The 18,003-nt window shown below is 59.4% G+C and carries 14 protein-coding genes; 13 read left to right on the forward strand and 1 reads right to left on the reverse strand.

All coding sequences use genetic code 11. The features are described from left to right. The first annotated feature begins 385 nt into the window (after positions 1 to 385). From DW645_RS02230 to DW645_RS02250, 5 genes are all read left to right on the forward strand, one after another. Positions 386 to 2,281: a BglG family transcription antiterminator gene (locus tag DW645_RS02230; protein WP_118226063.1), complete on the forward strand. Its 1,896-nt coding sequence runs from the start codon at positions 386 to 388 to the stop codon at positions 2,279 to 2,281. A gap of 119 nt (positions 2,282 to 2,400) precedes the next feature. Then, the gene (locus DW645_RS02235) at positions 2,401 to 2,727 is read left to right on the forward strand and encodes a PTS lactose/cellobiose transporter subunit IIA (protein WP_117648559.1); all 327 of its coding nucleotides are present in this window, start codon (positions 2,401 to 2,403) and stop codon (positions 2,725 to 2,727) included. Between the two features lie 46 nt (positions 2,728 to 2,773). Further along, entirely contained in the window at positions 2,774 to 3,067 is a 294-nt protein-coding gene (locus tag DW645_RS02240; protein WP_117648560.1) for a PTS sugar transporter subunit IIB, read from the forward strand. A gap of 9 nt (positions 3,068 to 3,076) precedes the next feature. Continuing rightward, positions 3,077 to 4,426 (forward strand): PTS sugar transporter subunit IIC, encoded by a 1,350-nt coding sequence (locus tag DW645_RS02245; protein ID WP_117776361.1) that lies wholly within the window; start codon positions 3,077 to 3,079, stop codon positions 4,424 to 4,426. Position 4,427: 1 nt separating this feature from the next. Beyond that, positions 4,428 to 5,882 (forward strand): family 1 glycosylhydrolase, encoded by a 1,455-nt coding sequence (locus tag DW645_RS02250; RefSeq protein ID WP_255413168.1) that lies wholly within the window; start codon positions 4,428 to 4,430, stop codon positions 5,880 to 5,882. Positions 5,883 to 6,334: 452 nt separating this feature from the next. On the opposite strand, the gene DW645_RS10070 is transcribed toward DW645_RS02250, so the two are convergent. Continuing rightward, positions 6,335 to 7,165, reverse strand: a complete 831-nt coding sequence (locus tag DW645_RS10070; RefSeq protein ID WP_233540693.1) for a C39 family peptidase — start codon at positions 7,163 to 7,165, stop codon at positions 6,335 to 6,337. 565 nt (positions 7,166 to 7,730) lie between these two features. Between DW645_RS10070 and DW645_RS02260 the strand changes: the two genes are divergently transcribed. The 8 genes from DW645_RS02260 (at position 7,731) to DW645_RS02295 (ending at position 17,964) form a co-directional block, all read left to right on the forward strand. Next, complete coding sequence (locus DW645_RS02260; protein WP_118226065.1) at positions 7,731 to 9,182, forward strand: APC family permease; 1,452 nt, start codon at positions 7,731 to 7,733, stop codon at positions 9,180 to 9,182. Between the two features lie 131 nt (positions 9,183 to 9,313). After that, on the forward strand, positions 9,314 to 10,591 hold the full coding sequence (locus DW645_RS02265; protein WP_117634436.1) for an amidohydrolase family protein: 1,278 nt from the start codon (positions 9,314 to 9,316) through the stop codon (positions 10,589 to 10,591). Between the two features lie 117 nt (positions 10,592 to 10,708). Beyond that, a complete protein-coding gene (locus DW645_RS02270; protein ID WP_233540694.1) occupies positions 10,709 to 12,094 on the forward strand; it encodes a sensor histidine kinase in 1,386 nt (461 codons plus the stop codon). A 38-nt stretch (positions 12,095 to 12,132) separates the two neighbouring features. After that, entirely contained in the window at positions 12,133 to 12,867 is a 735-nt protein-coding gene (locus DW645_RS02275; RefSeq protein WP_118226069.1) for a LytTR family DNA-binding domain-containing protein, read from the forward strand. A gap of 92 nt (positions 12,868 to 12,959) precedes the next feature. Beyond that, entirely contained in the window at positions 12,960 to 13,904 is a 945-nt protein-coding gene (locus DW645_RS02280; protein WP_006235160.1) for a zinc dependent phospholipase C family protein, read from the forward strand. 101 nt (positions 13,905 to 14,005) lie between these two features. After that, positions 14,006 to 15,265, forward strand: coding sequence for an MFS transporter (locus DW645_RS02285; protein ID WP_118226071.1), 1,260 nt, complete (start codon positions 14,006 to 14,008; stop codon positions 15,263 to 15,265). A 171-nt stretch (positions 15,266 to 15,436) separates the two neighbouring features. Beyond that, positions 15,437 to 16,624, forward strand: a complete 1,188-nt coding sequence (locus DW645_RS02290) for a glycosyltransferase (RefSeq protein ID WP_117790290.1) — start codon at positions 15,437 to 15,439, stop codon at positions 16,622 to 16,624. After that, complete coding sequence (locus DW645_RS02295) at positions 16,621 to 17,964, forward strand: histidine kinase (protein ID WP_117648131.1); 1,344 nt, start codon at positions 16,621 to 16,623, stop codon at positions 17,962 to 17,964. Before DW645_RS02290 ends, DW645_RS02295 begins: the two co-directional genes overlap by 4 nt. The last annotated feature ends 39 nt before the right edge of the window (positions 17,965 to 18,003 follow it).

The following is an 18,003-nucleotide window of genomic DNA, read 5'->3' on the forward strand; positions in this document are numbered from 1 at the left end:
ACTAGCCTCTCTTCACGAGCCCCGCAGTCCGCTCCGACTGCGGGGCTTTTGCTATTCACCTAGTCATTGGGGACAAACCCGGCACTTGGGGACGGTCCTTTCCTGCCGGCAGCTTGGGACAGTCCTTAATAGTCATTGGGGACGTTCTTAAACGACTAGTCAAACAAGAACGTCCCCAACGACTACTCATTTAAGTCTGTCCCCAATGACTGCCCAATGGCTGGGAAGGCGCATCCCACACCGACGCATTGCCTTCGGGTCCTCTCCCCAGGCTCTCCATAGCTCAGCTGGACTCCCCGCAACCTGTTCCGAGTTGGCGGAACGAGCGCGACGTGGAGTGTCATTCTTTACCGCGTTAGACTAGACGCAGGGAAAGGAGGAGGACATGGATGCTCGCGTCAAGCAGCTTGTAAATATGATCGAGGACGCTCAGCCTGTCGCTGTCGCGGTACTTGCCAAGCGTCTCGAGGTAAGCGAGCGCGCCGTGAGAAAATATATCCATCGCGCAAACGACAGCCTTGCAGGGGTTGCACGCATCGTTGGCAGCAAGGGGCAGTATCGTATCGATGTTGCACGTGCAGATGAGCTTGCTCGCTTGCTAGACGGTGTGGCTCTGGCCCATCCGGGCATTCCTGATACGCGCGATGGCCGTGTGTCCTTCCTTCTTAACGACCTCCTCATGCGGTCCCAGTGGGTGACGATTGAGGAGTATGCGGATTTACTCTACGTTTCGGCGCGGACTCTGTCCAATGACATGCGTCTGGTAGAGCAGAAACTCGCCCAATTTGACTTAACGCTCGAAAAGCGCCCACGCTACGGAATCCGCGTTGCGGGCGGGGAGTCACAACGGCGCCTGTGCCTGGCCTCGCTGGTGAGGCCCGTGTTGCCCGACACCGACGATGCAAAGCTCGCCGAGCGCCTGCGGGCCATCGCCGCATGTGTGGACGATGCCCTGACGGCCTCGCCCGTCACGGTGAGCTCGCTGGCATCCCGCAATCTCATCATGCATCTTTACATTGCTCTTGGCCGCATCGAGCAGGGCTGCTATGTCCCAGCTGCAGAATCGGACGTTCAAAAACTGGAGGGAACGCGCGAATACGCCGCGGCTTTCCAGATTGCCGCAAACATCAAGGATGCCCTGGGCGTGAGCATGCCCCGAGAAGAGGTTGCCTTTATCGCAATCCATTTGCTCGGCAGGGGCACGGGCGTGCCCGAGAAGGGCTCTGCCGTTATCTCGGACGAGATGTGGGAGATTGCTTCCGAGATGGTACGTGCGGTCAACGATGAGTTTAGGTTTGACTTTAGCGGCGATCTTGAACTTCGCATGAACCTTGCTCGGCATATCGGCCCTCTGGGCTATCGCCTTGAATATCACATGCATATGGATAACCCCATGCTGCCCGATATCAAGACGAGGTTTCCGTTGGCCTATTCGATGGCAGCTGGCACCTCGCAGGTACTCGAGCGTCATTTTGGCAGCCAGCCCTCTGATGAAGAGCTCGGCTACATCGCCATGGCATTTGCCCTGGCCCTCGAGCAGCAAGCCGACCAGCCGCGTCGCAAGCGCATCCTGATCGTGTGCGCCTCGGGAGCGGGAAGCGCCCGTATGCTCGAGCACCAGTACCGCAAGCAGTTTGGCATGTATATCGATTCGATTGAGACATGCGATGTCGCCCGCGTGGGAACGTTCGATTTTTCGCACATCGACTACGTGTTCACAACGGTGCCGCTCAACGTCAAGTTGCCCGTGCCCGTCCGCGAGGCCGATTTCTTCTTGGAGACGAGCGATGTCAACGCTATCCGCAAGGTGCTGAGCGACGACACTGCGCAATCGGACTCCGTAAGCTCTTTCTTTAGCCGTGCCCTGTTCTTCAACCGCGTTGAGGCGCCGTCGAAGCAGGCCGTTCTCCGATATCTCTCCGAGCGCGCCGTCGAGAGCGGCCGTGTCGATGCCCAGTTTGCCCAAGAGGTCGCCGAGCGCGAGAGCGCGAGTGCCACCTCGTTTGGCAATGGGGTAGCCATGCCCCATGGGATGCATCCCTTGAGCGCCGAGGCCTTTGTTACCGTGGGCCTGCTCGAACATCCCATTCTTTGGGACGAATACGGCCATGAGGTCGATATCGTCTTTATGGTGTCGTTTGCCCGGTCGGGCGGCGATGAGGCGCGGATCTTGAGCTCACTGCTCGCCGAGATCTTTATGGACCGCCAGGGGGTCGAGCGCCTACGCGAGCGCCGGTCCTGGCATGAGCTGATGGCGCTTGTGCAAGCGCATACGGCTTAAGACTTCTTTTGTCGATAACCCTGTCTGTCTACCTGCAATAAACCTCGAGGATTGCGGGCGGGAGATAGGCGTTTCGAATATTCAAGTACAAACCAAACATCACGGGAGAGGAGACCGTTATGGACGATCAGGGAACCGAGATGGTTTCGTTTCAGCTGGTCGCTGCAGCGGGAGAGGCACGCAGCCTTGCCTTCGAAGCCCTTGAAAAGGCAAAAGCGGGGGATTTTGACGCCGCCGCCAAACTCATGAAGCAGTCAAAGGATGCGGGAATCAAGGCTCACCACATCCAAACGCAGCTGCTTTCGACTGAGGCAGCGGGCGAGCATCTGTCGGTGGATGTGTTGCTGGTCCATGCTCAGGACCACCTCATGTGCTCCATGCTTGCTCAGGAGCTCGTGCAGGAGCTGATCTGCCTGTATGAGTGCACTGCAACCAAGAACGCCTAGCGGCGTGCGGTGACTATCCAACCAATCAATGCGAAGGGAATCCCTTATGAAGATCCTTCTTGTTTGCGCAGCTGGTCTGTCTACAAGCATTCTGATGAAGAAACTCGAGAAATATGCGGAGCAAAACGGCATCGAGCTCGATATCGATGCGGTGGGTATCGGCGAGTATCAGGAGACGTGCGCCAATTATGACGTGCTGCTCTTGGGGCCGCAGGTGTCCTACCAGCTCAACACCGTCAAGCAGGGGAGCGGTAAGCCGACCGCGGTCATCCCCGCACAGGACTACGGCATGGGCAACGCCGCCAACGTGCTGGCACTCGCCCAGTCGCTGTTGGGTTAGGAGGCAACCATGGAGAAGTTCATGACCCTGCTTCAGGAAAAACTGACCCCTATCGCCAATTTCTGCGGCACCGAGCGCCACTTTGCCTCCATGCAAAAGGGCTTTATGAGCGCGATCAGCTTCATCTTGGTATCTGCCGTCTTTATGATCCTCGCCAACCCGCCGGTCACGGCCGACCTGGTGGCGCAGGGCGGGTTCTGGTCCGTCTTTGGCCCTTGGCTCGATTTTGCGACGGCCAATAAGCTCACGCTGCTCATCCCCTTCAATATGACGATGGGCATACTGTCGGTGATCGTGACGTTCGCAATCGCCTATAACCTGGCGGGCACCTACAAGATGCCCAAGCTTAACGCCGGCATGACCTCGCTGGTGATGTTCCTGATCGCCGCGGCGCCGTCGTCCTACTACCAGCTTGCTGACGAGTCCGTGCTCCAGGCGGTCCCCTGCACCTATCTGGGTGCGCAGGGCCTGTTTACCGCCATCATCGTTGCCTTGGTCTCCGTCGAGGTCACGCGCTTCTGCCAGACCAAGGGCATCACCATCAAGATGCCCGATGGCGTGCCGCCGTTTTTGTCCGAAACCTTTGGCGCCATCGTACCTATGCTCGCCAACATCCTCATCTTCTTTGGCGGCAACCTGCTGATCCAGATGATCGATCCCGCGCTGTCCATCCCCTCGGTTATCGAGAAGCTGCTCGCTGCCCCGCTTTCCGTCGCAGTTGACTCTGTGCCCGGCGCACTGCTTATCTGCTTCATGACGCTGCTGTTTTGGTGCTTTGGCGTCCACGGCAACATGATCGTAATGCCCATCACCGCCCCGGTCTCGCTTGCCGCCTTTGCCGCCAACGCCTCGCTCTATGCTGCCGGGCAGCCGCTTGAGTTCCACCCGGTGCTCATGTCGTTGGCCATCAACCTCATCGGCGGCACGGGTAATACGTTCTCTTTTGTGGCGCTCTGCGCGTTTAGGGCAAAGTCGCAGCAGCTCAAGGCATTTGGCAGGGCATCGATCGTGCCGAGCTTCTTCCGTATCTCCGAGCCCGCGATCTTCGGCGCGCCCATCATCTTCAACCCGATCCTCATGATTCCGTTTGTGCTAGGCGGCATGATCTCGGCCCTGCTGTATTGGGGTGCGGTCTCACTGGGTCTTGTCTCTAACTTCTACATCTTGGTGAGCGGCACGTTCCCCATCTTCGTTCAGGGCTTTGTCCAGTGCCTCGACCCGCGCATCTGGGTGTTTACGATCGTTTTGATCGTGGTCATGGCTGTGGTCTGGTACCCGTTCTTTAAGGTGTACGATAACCAGCTCCTGGCTCAGGAGCAGGAGAACGCCGCGGCAGCTTCTGCCGAGGATGCTGAGTAGCATGAGTTACTTTGACAGAACGTCTGCCGCCGGTATGCCCGAGGGCTTTTTGTGGGGTGGTGCCCTCGCGGCCAACCAGGCCGAAGGGGGCTGGAACGAGGGCGGCCGCGGCATGTCGCACTCCGACCTGATCCCACAGGGTTCCGACCGCTGGGATGTAATGTTTGGCAGGCAAAAGCCCGTGGACGATCCGGACAGGCTGTATCCATGCCGCTGGGGCAACGACTTCTTCCATCATTGGCACGAGGATGTCGAGCTCTTTGCCGAGATGGGCTTTAAGTGCCTGCGTCTTTCAATTTGCTGGAGCCGTATTTTTCCCACAGGGATGGAGACCGAGCCCAACGGCGAGGGCTTGGAGTTTTACCGTCAGGTATTCGAGGCGCTGCGCGAGCATGGAATCGAGCCGCTTGTGACGCTGTCGCACTACGACTATCCGTTGGCTCTGGTCGAGCGCTATGGTGGCTGGCAAAGCCGAGAGATGATCGAGCGGTATGCGCACTACGTCGAGACCGTCGGACGCGCGTACCAGGGCCTCGTGCGTTATTGGCTTACGTTCAACGAGATCAACAGCGTGGCGCTGTCCTATCTCAACGCGGGTGTCACGCTCGAGGATGAGCGTGACCGTGCAGCCGTGACCGCGGCGTTCTCGCACCATATGTTTATGGCGAGCGCTCGCGCTGTCGAGATTCTGCACAAGATCGATCCCGCAAACAAGGTGGGTTGCATGGTCGCTGCCGGTGCGACCTATCCGTACCGTTGTGCGCCCGAGGACGTATGGCTTGCGTATGAGGAGGACCGCGGCCGCTACTTCTACACAGACGTGATGGCTGCGGGCGCCTATCCTGCTTGGAAGCTGCGTGCACTCGAGAAAGAGGGTGTTCACGTGCCCTTTGAGCCGGGCGATACGGAGTATCTGGCAGAGCATACGGTCGACTTCATCTCGTTCTCGTACTATTGCTCGCGCTTGGTGTGCGCCGATGATCAGGTGATCGCCGAGAAGGCGGAGGGCAACGTGTTCCCGACGTTGCGCAATCCGTACCTCAAGGATAAAGAGACTGCCTGGAAGTGGCAGATCGATGCGCTGGGTTTGCGCGTGACGCTTGCCGGCTACCACGATCGTTACCATCTTCCGCTCTTTATCGCCGAGAACGGTGTGGGCGGACTCGATGCGCTGGAAGACGGCAAAGTCCACGATGCGTATCATATTGATTACCTGCGAAGGCATATTCTTGCGCTGCGCGATGCAATTGTCGAGGACGGTGTTGACCTGATGGGATACACGCCGTGGGGCTGTATCGATTTGGTGTCGGCCTCGACGGGGCAGATGAAGAAGCGCTATGGCTTTGTTTATGTTGATGCCGATGATATGGGCAAAGGCACGTTCGATCGCTACCGAAAGGACAGCTTCTGCTGGTACCAAAAGGTCATTGCATCAAATGGCGAGGACTTGAGTTAACTCTTGCAGGTCTGTTGCCCCCGCGGTCCGCTTCGGCCGCGGGGGCTTTTGTTATTGAGGCGGCTGTTCATGAGGAGCATTGCAGGCTGCGGAAACCCGGCACTTGGGGACGTTCCTTTCCTGCCGGCAGCTTGGGACAGTCCTTAAAGGCCGCATCGATCAACTGCGGAAAGCACATTCCAGAATGAGCGTCCAACATGGGTGCGGTTTCCCTTGAGGCCCTCAATCGGAAAATGCATCCCGGATTATTGTCGAAAAGCGGTCCCTAGTTTCCCAAACGGGCCGCTAACGGAAAGCGCATCCCGCTATTGGGCCCCAAAGCAGGACGCGCTTTCCGTGCTGGCAGTTCCAAGCAGTTCGGGATGGCCCTTTTCGTCTGCTCTCGGCCGGCGTCCGTAAGACTGTCCCCGACGACCACTCATTTAAGTCTGTCCCCAATGAGTGCCCAATGACTAGTAGTAGGCCCACATGGCTTCGACTTCGTTGAGGACCTCTACGACGCCCCAGCGTCGGGCGCTGCGGCTGGCCGAGTTGGGATCGAAGACTTCAATCTGGTCGGCGTCGTCAATACCGTAAAGCACAATGTAGTGGCCCACGTTGGTAAAGGTGCCCGGCCGAACGGCGGCGATGACGGGCGCTCCCGAACGCAGCGCCTGAGTCATCGAGTCGCGATCGTTATGAAGCTCCGTTCCGTTAAGTCCCAACTGCCACGCACCGCTCGTCATAAACGACCATTCGGTTGCACCGGTGGGGGCGTAATTGCCTGCCTCGGAAAGCGCGCACATATCGACGGGAGTCATATCGGTGCGTCCCGTCTTAAAGATATAGACCATGGTGAGGCACGTAGGCCCGCAAGCATTTTGGCGGATGGTACCGCCGGCGTAAGGCAGCTCCGACCATGCAGGGTCGATCTGATAGATATGGGGCATCGTGCCGGCTTGCCATTGCGAGCGCGGGGTCGAAAAGGCGAAAGAATAACCGGGCGCGACGGGGGCCTTGAGCAGCTTGTCCTCGGCGGTGGGCTCGAGACCGGCCGAGCCGTGGGACATACAGGAGCTCATAAGCACAAAGACCAGACAGATGAGGATAGAGCACAGTGCGAGGCAAAGCCGACGAGCCGGCAGGGCGGGGGCATTCACGTACGATGTCGAGCGGTAGGGCTTGCCGTCGCGTCCGCCTTGGGGATGCGAAAAGAAGCGGTTGATATGGCTGCCGGGCTGACGTGCGCCGTTGCGGCGCAGTTGCGGAACCTCGGCTTGGCGCTGTCGAGTGCGCGCGCCCAAGCGGCTATCTTGCTGTGCGCTTGTGCCCGTGCTCGGACGGCCACTCTGCCGTGTTCTGTTTGTCTGCTGCCGAGACGAAGGCTTGGGTTGCTCTTGAGGGCGTTGCGGATTGCTGCTCGTGGCACTTCTGGGCGTCGGCGTGGTGCGGCCAGCAAGGCGAACGCTTTGTCGCCGTTGATCACCGTCGTTGTATCCGTATGCCATTCGTACCGCCTTGTCTCATGTATAACCTGTCTATCCTACAAAAAAGATGTGCAACAAATGGGTCCGCGCGTCAAAAGCTCGGTAAACGGTACGAAAGGCGCAAAACACACGGCCTCAAAAACATCTCTATATGCGTCCGATGAGCGTACGCCCGTCGGACGGGCGACAACAATGAGCGGCAAACCGTGCCGTTCGTCCCAAAAACGGCGCCGCTCGTTTTGCAGTTCTGCCTTCGGTCGAGCCACAAGCGGCGCTGCTGTGCCAAGGCCGTATTGTAAAGCCACGAAATAAAAGCGCGCGGCAAAACAGACCGCGCAAGGGGTGACGCCAAAGAGGCGTCAATAAGGAAAGGAGGGGAACAATGGCGGACAAGAACGCAGAAGTTGCAGTCGAAGGTAACGGCGGCATGAAGAAAACGCTTTCGCTCTGGAACTTCTTCACCATCGGTTTCGGTGCCATCATCGGAACTGGCTGGGTTCTGCAGGTCGGCGACTGGATGGTCGTGGGCGGCGGTCCCGTTCCCGCTATGATCGCATTCCTCTTGGGTGCAATCTTTCTCGTGCCCGTCGGAGCTGTTTTCGGTGAGCTCACGGCTGCTATCCCCATCTCGGGCGGCATCGTCGAGTATGTCGATCGTAGCTTTGGCCGTACGCTGAGCTATATCACCGGTTGGCTCCTGGCCCTGGGCAACGGCATCCTGTGCCCGTGGGAGGCAATCGCTATCTCGACCCTCGTGTCCGAGATGTTCGGCAGCCTGCCCGGTCTTGAGTGGCTGCGTGCCGTCAAGCTCTATACCATCCTGGGCGCCGACGTTTACCTGTTCCCGACGCTGATCGCGCTCGGCTTTGCAGTCTACGTCATCTTCCTCAACTTCCGCGGTGCCAGCTCGGCCGCCAAGCTCCAGGCCTTCCTGACCAAGGCCCTGCTCTGCGGCATGCTGCTCGCCATGGGCGTCTCGCTGTTCACCGGTTCGCCGGAACACGCCATGCCCGTGTTCTCCCAGGTCACCGGCGCTGGTGGCGGCAAGCCCGCTACCGAGGGCACCAGCCTGTTCGCCGGCATCGTGTCGGTCCTGGTTCTGACCCCGTTCTTCTACGCCGGTTTCGACACCATTCCTCAGCAGGCTGAGGAAGCGGCCGAGGGCCTCAACTGGAACAAGTTCGGCAAGATCATCTCCCTAGCCCTGCTGGCCGCCGGCGGCTTCTACATGGTCTGCATCTACTCGTTCGGCACCATCCTCGACTGGCATGAGTTTGTTAAGAGCCCGGTTCCCGCGCTTGCCTGCCTCAAGGGCATCAACATGCTTCTGTACCTGGCCATGCTCGTCATCGCCACGCTTGGACCCATGGGCCCGATGAACTCCTTCTACGGCGCCACGAGCCGCATCATGCTCGCCATGGGCCGCAAGGGCCAGCTGCCCGAGAAGTTCGCCGAGGTCGATCCCAAGTCCGGCGCTCCCAAGCTCGCCTGCGTCGTCCTGGGCGTCATCACCGTCATCGGTCCGTTCCTGGGCAAGAACATGCTCATTCCTCTGACCAACGTGTCGGCCCTCGCCTTCATCTTCTCCTGCGGCATGGTCGCCCTCGCTTGCCTGCGCATGCGCTTCACCGAGCCCGACCTGCCTCGTCCCTACGAGGTGCCCGGCGGCAAGTTTGGCATCTGCCTCGCTGTCGCTGCCTGCGCCGTCATCATCGGGCTGCTCGTGATTCCGTTCTCTCCCGCCTCCCTCAACATGGTGGAGTGGAGCATCGTGATCGGCTGGCTGGCCATTGGCCTGGCTCTTATGGCCTTTACCAATTCCCGCAGAAAGTAGCGCCTAGCCGGGGCGGATCGGGTGCGCGGGATCCTCTCTTCCGCGCACCGAACCCGGCACCACTTGGGTAGTTTTGTGAGGCCTTAACCCAACACGGCCTCGCCCACTATATGGATCCATAAGGAGGAACCATGTCCACTAAGTATGCAATCGTTGGCGGCAAGCTCATCGACGGTACCGGTGCCGAGCCGGTCGAGAACTCCCTCGTTCTCGTCGACGACAATGGCAAGATCGAGTACGCCGGTGTCATGCAGGACCTTCCCGAGGGCGTTGAGGTTATCGACGCCGCCGGCAAGACCGTCCTTCCCGGCCTGATCGACACCCACCTGCACTTCTCGGGCAACCTGACCGACGATGACACCGACTGGGTCATGCAGCCGCTCCTCGAGAAGCAGGCCGTCGCCGTCAAGCAGGCCTACGACTGCCTCACCCACGGTCTCACCACCGTCTGCGAGATCGGTCGCTTTGGTATCCAGATCCGCGACTGCATCGACAAGGGCGTCTTCAAGGGCCCGCGCGTTCTGGCCACCGGTCTTGGCTTCTGCCGCGTTGCCGGCCACGGCGACTCCCACCACTGCAGCCAGGAGCTCAACAAGGAATCGCACCCCTGGGGCGACCAGGTCGACGGTCCTTGGGATCTGCGCAAGGCCGTCCGTCGTCGCCTGCGCGAGAACCCCGATGCCATCAAGATCTGGGCTACCGGTGGCGGCATCTGGCGCTGGGACTCCGGCCGCGACCAGCACTACTGCTCCGAGGAGATTCAGGCCGTGGTCGAAGAGGCCAAGATGGTCGGCATCCCCGTGTGGAGCCACTGCTACAACAACCACGCCGCTGCCTACGATTCCGTTCGCTTTGGCTGCGAGCAGCTGATTCACGGCTTCGATATCGATGAGCGCACCATGGACCTCATGGCCGAGCAGGGCACCTTCTTCACCCCGACGATCGCCTTCCTGCCCACCTGGTACGCCACCTATCCGCCCGTCTACGTCCCCGAGCTGCACGACAAGTACGAGGGCACCTTGGTCGAGAAGGAGCTGCAGCGCAACTACGACTGCCTGCGCGAGGCCAAGAAGCGCGGCGTCGTCATGACGATCGGCTCCGACTCCTTCTCCTTCGTCACCCCGTACGGCACCTGCTCCATCGAGGAGATGTACGAGTTCGTCGACAAGATCGGCTTTACCCCGGTCGAGACCATCACCTGTGCCACTCTCAACGGTGCCAAGATGTGCCACATCGAGGACGAGACCGGTTCCATCGAGGCCGGCAAGTGCGCCGACCTGCTGGTCGTCAACGGTGACGTCGCCGCCGACATCCACGTGCTCAACACCGACAACATGGACGTCATCATGAAGGACGGCTGGATCGTCGAGGCTGGCACTTTTGGTGAGGCTAACAAATACAGCGCCTAAGATACCGTTTGTCGATGGCTTGATGTAAAACACAGTTTTTGATTGCATAATGCAATGGAGAGGGTCGCTTGCGGCCCTCTTTATTGCTATGGGTGCTACGGACAAGAGGGGATGACGGTGGATTTAAACAGGCTGATTCTGGGCAAGAGCTACAACTCTACCAAGGTCTTTCGTACGGCCCAGCATGTGGTTCAGGCCATCCTGCTCGGTATTGTCGTTCCGGCGCTTATCCTGCTGCTTATCTGGGATTTAACCGATAATCCCAATCCCGTTCCGGGCGTTGTCGTTATTGCCGGCCTGGTCATGCTGTGCTTCTTTTTCTCGTATGTCTTTGTGGTCCCCGACGACCTCACATCGAGCGCAACCGACCGTACGCTCGCCATCGCGTCGAAAATATTCGCCTACACGTCGTGCGGCCTTACGCCCGAAGCGGCCCTGGGCGCCTCTAAAATTATCCTGTCCGAGACCATCGCCTCTGCCATCTGCTTTACCGATGGCAAACAGGTGTTGGCAAGCTGGGGCGAGGACTCGGCAAAGTGCCCTGCCGGCACCCCGGTTGTGCTCAAGACCACGCTCAACGTGATCGAGTCCGGCGAGCAGAGTGTATTTTCGCGCGACGCCTCCAATGAGACGGGAGGCTATTTTCCCCGCCTGCGCGCCGGCATTGTCGCGCCGCTTACCGTGCGCGGGCATTGCGTGGGTACGCTCGAGCTGTACTATCCCCGCCTGAGCAGCATCGATATGCGCCAGACGGCGTTGGCCTCGGGTTTTGCCGATCTCATCTCCACGCAGCTCGCCAGCTTTGAGCTGGAGCGCCAGGACGAGCTCACAGCCCGCGTGGAGCTTCGGGCCCTGCAGTCGCAGGTCGACCCGCATTTTCTGTTCAACACCATTAGCACGATCGTGTCGCTCGTTCGAACCGAGCCCGACAAGGCGCGATCGCTGCTCATCGATTTTTCCAATTACTATCGTCAGACGCTTTCTGACTCCGATACGCTCACCACGCTCGAGCACGAGGTGGAACAGGGCACTCGTTATATCAATCTTATGCAGGCCCGGTATGGCGACGGCCGTCTGCGCGTCTCGGTCGATATCGACTTTGAGGTGCGCGACAGCCTGGTGCCGCCGTTTATCTTGCAGCCGTTGCTCGAAAACTGCATCAAGCACGCGCAGCGCGAGACCGAGCCGCTTTCTATTCATGTTAGGGCTTTCGAGACCGATGACGGTTTGGAGATCATCGTCGAGGACGATGGCATCGGTATGAGCGAAGAGGTCTGCGCGCATCTGTTTGAGCAACATCGCCGAGAGGAGCCCGAGAGCATTACCGCCGACGGCTCCGTCAAGCGAGGTTGCGGCCTGGCGCTCTTCAACGTGCTTCAGCGCATCCATTTCTTTTACGGAGAAGATTCCGGCATGCGCGTGAAGTCCCAGGAGGGCGTGGGAACGCAGGTCATCGTCGAGCTGAACGGCGAGCCGCATGAGCCGGCGCCGTTGACGGCGTAGCACGCGGTTGGATTGAGAGAAAAAGAGGGGAAGCACATATGTCCGAAGGCTGGAACATCTTGGTGGTTGATGACGAGCCTCCCATTAGGGCTGAGCTACGCTATCTGTTGGAAAAGGATATGCGTGTGGGTCAGATTGCCGAGGCGGGCAATGTCACCGAGGCCGTGGAGTCGATTCTCTCGAACAAGCCCAACGTGTTGTTTTTGGACATCACGATGCCCGGCCGCTCGGGAATTGAGCTTGCCGAGACGCTGCAGAACCTAAAGACGCCGCCGGTGGTTGTGTTTGTGACGGCGTTTGCCGAGTTTGCCGCCGATGCGTATAACCTTGATGCGGTCGACTATGTCGTCAAGCCGGTCGAGGACGCACGCCTGTCAAAGGCACTCGACAAGATCGAGGCAGCCTTGGGTGCCCGTCGTGTTATCCACGCTCCGCGCCAGCCTTTGCGTCTGACGGTGGACCGCGGGGGCAAAAAGGTGTTCATTCCCGCCGCAGACGTCTGCTACTTTGAGGCGCGCGCCGATTTTTGCAACGCCATCTGCGCCGAGGGAACGTACCTGATCAATGAGTCGATCTCTTCGCTCGAGCGTCGCTTGGGCTCCGAGGGCTTTATTCGCGTTCATCGCAGCTATCTGGTCAATTTGGAAGACGTGCACAATGTTGAGATTGGCTCCACGGGGTTGATGGAGCTCAGGCTCGACCGCGTGAGCTCGACGGTGCCGGTGTCCCGTCGTCGTGCCGCCGAGGTCAAGTCGCACCTGGGGCTTGCGTAAGAGGCTTGCGTGTCGTCGTTTACCATCGCAGGTTTGGCATGGGCGCGCGGTGGGCATAATGGGTGGCATCGAATGAAATGGAAAGGATCATTATGCCCGCGCTTATCACCCATCATCTGTTTGGCGAGGAAAGCATCGACCGTCTTCCGCAGGGCGTCATCACGTCCGATGAAGAGCGCATTGCCTTTATCTTGGGCAACCAAGGTCCCGACCCGTTTTTCTTTCACATTCTGACACCGCGTGTTTCCGACTGTACGCTGCTGGCGCAGGTCATGCATCGCTCGCGCATGTCTCGCCAGTTCGCGTGCCTGCGCGACGGCGTGTCGCATCTGCTGCCGCGCGACGCCAGCTTGGGTCGCGCCTTTGCGCTGGGCCTGCTGTCTCATTACGTGCTCGACCGCAACGCCCACCCCTTTGTCTATGAGCAGCAGTTTGGCATCGTGGAGTCCGATTCAGAGCTTGAGGATTCGAGCAGTCAGGTCCATGCCGTGATCGAGAGCGACCTGGATGTGCTGATGCTGCAGCTTAAACGCGATGGCGCTACGGTTGACGATTACCCGCCGGCGGGCGAGATCGTCACCACCGATCGCATCAATCGCGTGGCCGGCGTGCTGATGAGCTATGTTGCCGGACGCGTGTACGGCATTGACATTCCGGCGGGGGAGTACGGTGCTGCCGTTGCCAATATGCAGCGACTTTACCGCGCGATTGAGCCGGCCGGCTCCGCAAAGACGCGCGCGATCTCGCTGGTTGAGGGCTTGGTGCACGACTACTCGCTGCTCGACGGCCTTGCCCATCGCGTGACGACGGAGCTGCCCGAGCGCACCGGTAACCTGGGCCATCTGACATGGAAGAATCCCTTTACCGACGAGGTCTCGAACGAGAGTTTCCCCGAGGTCTTTGATCGTGCGCTGGTCGATTACGAATGCACGGTCGCACGTTTTATCGAGACCGGTGACATGGATGCCGTTACCAGTCACGTCAACTACAGCGGTCGCGTGCTCAATGCCGATGAGGAGTTCGACCGCGAGGAATAGGGCCCGTGAGTGCCCCTTTGCCGAATCCTTACCGGCGGTTCTGGACAATTGGAGTACGATGAACTAACTGCATATCGGGCGAATACGAAGGGTCCCTGTCCATGAAATACACCAAGCTCGAGCGTAACTGGGTTATGTATGATGTGGGCAATTCGGCCCTCGTGCTGCTCAATACCTCGGTGGTGCCCATTTACTTTAACGCCATCAATACCGGCGCTTCCTCGGCCGACCTGGTGGTCGCCTGGGGCAATGCGCAGACGATCGCCTCGCTGGTCATCGCCATGCTCATGCCCATTCTGGGCGCGCTTGCCGATTACGCCGGCAACAAGATCAAGTTCTTCTTGGGCTTCTTCCTCACGGGCCTGGTTCTTTGCCTGGCGCAGGCTATCCCAATGTCCGCCATGGCATTTTTGACCGTGTACGTGCTGTGCACCATCGGCCTTAACTCTTCTATGACGTTCTACGACGCTATGCTGCCCGACATTACCACCGACGAGCGCATGGACGCCGTGTCCAGCTCGGGTTATGCCTGGGGCTACATCGGTTCCACCGTGCCGTTCATCATCTGCTTGGCGCTTATCATGGGTGGCCCCGCTCTTGGCGTCCCCACCATGCTGGCAACGCGTCTGTCGTTTATCATCACTGGTGCCTGGTGGCTCATCTTTACCCTGCCGCTCATTCGCACCTATAAGCAAAAGTACGGTCGCGAGCGCGGTCCCGAGGATACTATCGGCCACATCGTGGGCGGTGTGTTCTCCGAGGTCGGACACACCATGCGCGAGATCGCCCACAACAAGACCGTGCTGATCTACATGATCGCGTTCTTCTTCTACATCGACGGTGTGCACACAGTCATTTCCATGGCCACCAGTTACGGATCGGCCTTGGGCATCGATTCGACGCAGCTGGTCCTGGCGCTGCTCGTCACGCAGTTCGTTGCTTTTCCGTCCGCCATCATCTATGGCAAGCTCGCCGGACGCGTGGGCACGCTCAACATGATCTTGGTGGCGGTCGCCGCCTACATGGGCATTGTGCTGTTCGCCGCGTTCTTCCTAAAGACCGCCTTTGAGTTTTGGGTGCTTGCCATTTTGGTCGGCCTGTTCCAGGGCGGCGTGCAGGCGCTCAGCCGTAGCTACTTTGGCCGCATTATCCCCAAGGAAAAGTCCAACGAGTACTACGGCTTCTTTGACATCTTTGGTCGTTATGCAAGCGTTATGGGCACCTTCCTGGTGTCGGTCGTCACCTCGCTGACCGGCAACCCGTCGCTGGGCGTCCTTTCCATTGGTGTGCTGCTGGTCGTTGGCTTTATGCTGCTGGTCCGCCTGTCCCGCATGACTCGGGCGGCAGGGCATGCCGCATAGGAGCGAGCGGCTATTGTGCCTGTCCACGGTACTCTTTTGGGGTTATCCGCAATAAACATTGTGACTTGCGAGCAATGATTTGCCCAAGTGGGTATGATGGAATCAGCTAGGTCGCGGGGCGTCGCCTGTGTTTGGCGGCGTCCCGTTTTTGTGTTGCAGGGAGGGTAAGGCATGAACGCCACAGTCGTGATTCCAACGTATTGGGCGGGCGACGACGCTTGCGCAAACGCCCCTGGCACCTATGACCATTCGACCCGACTCAACGCCGACAATCCCGAACTCGACCGCTGCCTGGCCTCGCTTGAGCAGGTACGTGACATCCCGCGCATCATCCTTTTGGTGGTCTGTCCCGTTTCTGCCACAGCCGATGTGTCGCTGCGCGTGCGCGAGATTGTCGACGCGCATCCCACGCTCAAGGTCACCGTTGTCACCAACACCCAGGCCTCGCGCATCGCAGACCGGGTTGCTCAGATCGCGCCCAAGGGTTCGGGCGAGTGCGTGAGCCTGCGAGGCTACGGTGCCATCCGCAACATGGGGCTAGCCTGTGCCGCTGTGCTGGGGCATGACGCGGTTATCTTTTTGGATGACGATGAGACTGTCATCGACGCCGACTTTATGAAGCGCGCGACCTATGCGTTGGGGCAGCAGACGCGTCAGGGCTTGCCTATCTTGGTCAAGAGCGGCTATTTCTACGATCGCGACGGCTCGCCGCTGGCTCCCACGGACAAGGCAGGCATCTGCCATCGTTGGTGGACCAAGCGCATCGAGTTCAACCGTTGGATGAAAAAGGCGCTCTCGGGCACCCGCATCTCGCGCTCCAACTACGTGTGCGGCGGCCTGATGGCCCTGCACGCCCGCGCCTTTACGCGTGTGGCCTTTGACCCGTTTATCACCCGCGGCGAGGACTTGGATTACCTCTTTAACATGCGCATGTTTGGCTACGACGTGTGGTTCGATAACGAGTGGACCGTGCGCCATCTGCCTCCGGAGTCCGAAAAGCGCTCACCGCGCTTTATGCAGGATGTATACCGTTGGTACTACGAACGGGCCAAGTTGACATTCGCCGCGCATCAAAAGGAGCTCATTCCCGTTACGGCGGCATCGCTCATGCCCTACCCGGGCCCGTGGATTTCGCGCGAGCTCGACGACCGCGTGCGCAAGACCGCTATGGTCCGCAGCGTGTTTACCCGCGAGCATGAGGGCTACCTGCGCATCTGGCGCCATGGTATCGACGAGGCAAAGGCCTATGCACGCCAAAACGCTGCAAGCTACCTGCGTTTCCAGAGCTTTTGGCCCAAGATCATGGACGGGCTTTGGCGTGACGCACAACTGATCAGTATCCTGGAGGGGGCCGAATGATCGACCGCCGCGCCCAGCGCGATAGTTCATTATCAATCTTTCGCATCATTGCCGTTGCCTGCGCCATTTGCGTGCTGGTGTACTTTATTTTTGCCCTGGTGACCGGTATCGAGCCGATCGCCACGGTGATTGCCTGCGCGCTGCTGTGCATCTTTCTGTGCATCTTTATCTTTTTGACGCTCAATCCCGATTCGGTGCGCTCCCAGTACACCGAGGAGACGCTCTCGGTGGCCTCGGCCATGCTCGAGGACATTAAGGGCGGTTTGACACAGGAGTCGGCGCGTTTGGTGTGCCAGCGCATTTTGCCCGAGACGCGCGCCATGACGGTGGCCATCACCGACGAGGACAACGTGCTTGCCTGCGCGGGCGAGTTTGAGGAAAAACTACTGCCAGATTCTCCCATCCACACGCTTGCCACACGCTACGTTATCGAACATGGCATCGTGCAGTCGTTCAACCGTATGGTGGATGTCGTGGGCTCGGACGGCTCGCACAACCAAGTCCCCGCCGGCATTATCGCCCCCATCAAGGTGGGCGATCGTACCGTCGGCACGCTCAAGTTCTACTACAAGACCCCGCGCGCCGTCGACCGTACCCAGTACGCGCTTGCCTCGGGCTTTGCCGAGATTTTGTCCACGCAGCTCGCCATCCACGAGCTCGAGGTGCAAAAGGAACTCACAGCGCGCGCCGAGGTGCGTGCGCTGCAGGCGCAGATTAACCCGCACTTCCTGTTCAACACGCTGAACACCATTGCATCGTTTACGCGCACCGACCCGCTGAGGGCCCGCGAACTGCTTCGTGAGTTCTCATCGTTCTATCGCGCCACGCTCGACAACTCGGGATCGCTTATTCCGGTCTCGCGCGAGGTCGCACAGACCAAGCGCTACCTTACCTTTGAGAAGGCCCGCTTTGGCGAGGACCGCGTGCTTGCGACGTTCGATGTGTCCGAGGATGTGGAAGATACGCTGGTGCCGGCGTTCGTGATCCAGCCGATTGTCGAGAACGCCGTGCGTCATGGTATGGGCGATGACGACGCCCTGAGGATCGACGTGACCGTTCACCAAGACGGCGAGGATGCAATCTTGATTGCCGTGGCCGATAATGGCGTGGGCATGGATGAGGGTACCGCCGCCAGACTGTTTGACGAGCGCTCTGCCCGTCCCGACGCCAGCTCTCCCCAGGGTGGCGGCGCCGGTGTGGCCATGCACAATATTTCGGAGCGCATCCATCGCTTTTTTGGGCCGCACTCCTATACGCGTGTCGAATCGGCGCCGGGCAAGGGCACCAAAGTGCTTCTTCATCTTGATTTGTCAGAGAGCATCTTTGACATTCAAGAGTAAAATAAAAGGCTACGGGCTCAACGTCATGCGACGGATGCC

Source organism: Collinsella sp. AM23-17, assembly GCF_003470945.1.
Taxonomy (GTDB): Bacteria; Actinomycetota; Coriobacteriia; order Coriobacteriales; family Coriobacteriaceae; genus Collinsella; species Collinsella aerofaciens_O.